The organism is uncultured Campylobacter sp., assembly GCF_938045345.1.
Lineage (GTDB): Bacteria > Campylobacterota > Campylobacteria > Campylobacterales > Campylobacteraceae > Campylobacter_B.
This window is the reverse complement of record NZ_CALIMS010000052.1, coordinates 1-1,998: the sequence shown is the minus strand read 5'-3', so window position 1 is coordinate 1,998 and position 1,998 is coordinate 1. Positions and strand designations below refer to the sequence as shown.

Sequence of the window (1,998 nt, the reverse complement as noted above, 5' to 3'; positions counted from 1 at the left end):
CAGATGAGGCTTTTTATCCAGGATAAAACCGATCCGCTAAATTTGAAAGAAAAGCGCTATGTTAGAGTATCTTGTCAGCAGTGCGAGGACGCGCCGTGCGTGAACGTCTGCCCGACAAAAGCCTGCCACAAGGATGAAAAAACCGGCATCACGACGATGAACACCGACGATTGCATCGCCTGTAAATACTGCATCGTCGCCTGTCCTTACGACGTGCGCTTTATAAATCACGAAACAAGAGCCGCGGAGAGCTGCAACTTCTGCTTAGATACGAATTTAAAGGACGGTCACGAGCCTGCCTGCATCGAGGCGTGCAGATACGAGGCGATCGTATTCGGCGATCTAAACGACGAAAGCTCGCACATCAGCAAGCTACTTCGCGTAAAAGACAGCCTGCGAATGCATCCTGAGTGCGGCACGAAGCCGAGCCTGCGCTATATTCCTGCGGTTAGATTGGGGGTGTGATATGAACGGAGCTATAAATTTCACTGCGACCTTCTCGCACGGCGTGGAGTGGGGCTGGCCGATCGCGGTTTATCTTTTGCTAGCGGGCATGAGCGGCGGCGCTTTGATAGTCGCGATCCTCGTCAAATTTTATAAAAAGCAAACCGAAAGCACGCCGCTATTTAAGGCTGCGTCGCTGCTATCTTTCGTAGCGATCTTACTCGGTATGGTTTGTCTGGTAGCCGATTTAGAGCGACCGCTTCTTTTTTGGAAAATTTTGATCAATTACAACTTTACTTCGGTTATGTCCGTGGGCGTGGCGGCGCTTTGCGTCTATATCCCGCTTAGCTTCGTAGCCTGCCTTTATGCGTTTGAAGCTGATCTTAGCGGATTTTTATCGCGTAGACTTACTTTTTTAAAAGGGCTTTTCACGCTCGTAATGAAAATTTTAAACGCGCTTCGCCCACTGCTTCTTGCGCTTACGCTAGTTTTTGCGGTCGCGATCTGCGCCTATACCGGCTTTTTGATCTCGGTTTTAGTTAGATTTCCTATCCTTAATACAGCCGTTTTGCCTGCGCTTTTCGTGGCGTCTGGCTTATCGGCGGGCATCGCGGGATCTAGCCTAATAGCCGCGCTTTTCTTTAAAGCGGAGCTGCACGGAGGCGATCTTAAAGCTTTACACGCAGTCGAGTGGCCGGTTTTAGCGATGGAAATTTTACTAATCGGCATGATTTTCGTTTCGCTCATCACGGGCAGCGACGTGCAAAAAGCCGCCAGCGTCGCATTTAGCGAGGGATTTTATGCGAAGATGTTTTGGCTAGGCGTCGTGGGCGTAGGCTTTTGCGTACCGCTCGCTTTAAATTTCGCACTGGGCAAAAAGATCGCCCACACCGCGTTTGCGTTCTACGCGAGCGCGCTTGCCAGCGTCATGGGCGTGCTGCTTCTTAGGATGTTTATACTATACGCGGGACAAACTTACGATATAATAATGTAAAACTGCGGAGGGTTAATGAGCGCGCTAAAAATATTAAAATTTTTCATCTCTTACAAGTTCGCGCTCTGCCTCCTTTTTATTCTAGCCGCAGGTGCCGGCGTCGCGACCTTTTTAGAGAGCATCTATGACACGCAAACGGCTAAAATTTTAGTCTATGAGGCGCGCTGGTATGAGTGCGTCATGGGCGGGGCGACGCTTAGCCTGCTCGGCATTATAATTAAAACCAAAATGTGGCGCCGCTTCGGCTCTTTCGTGCTTCATGCGGCATTTATCGTCATCTTTATCGGCGCGGCGCTGACGCGTTATTTTGGCACCGAGGGCGTGCTGCACGTAAGGGCGGGCGAAAGCGAAAACGAGATGGTAAGCGTCAAACCATACTTGCAAATCCGCACGCAAGACGCGCTATTTGAGCACCCGCTAAATCTATCTCAAATCGGCGATAACGATTTTAGCTTCACGCAAAGTATAAATTCTAAAAACTTCACCGTCAAATTTGGCTCCTACAAACCCGCGCCCAAAGGCGAGCAGGGAACGCTCGCGGTAAAAGCGGGCTTTGAGGG

At 50.1% G+C, this 1,998-nt stretch carries 3 protein-coding genes; all 3 read left to right on the top strand.

Annotated features, from left to right (window positions below):
* A partial coding sequence (locus Q0144_RS08985) for a 4Fe-4S dicluster domain-containing protein (RefSeq protein ID WP_298063485.1) occupies positions 1-465 on the top strand: 465 nt, incomplete at its 5' end.
* A gap of 1 nt (position 466) precedes the next feature.
* A complete protein-coding gene (nrfD, locus tag Q0144_RS08980) occupies positions 467-1,438 on the top strand; it encodes an NrfD/PsrC family molybdoenzyme membrane anchor subunit (RefSeq protein WP_298063484.1) in 972 nt (323 codons plus the stop codon).
* Between the two features lie 15 nt (positions 1,439-1,453).
* Positions 1,454-1,998 (top strand): cytochrome c biogenesis protein ResB (locus tag Q0144_RS08975; protein ID WP_298063482.1); only part of this gene is annotated, 545 nt, incomplete at its 3' end.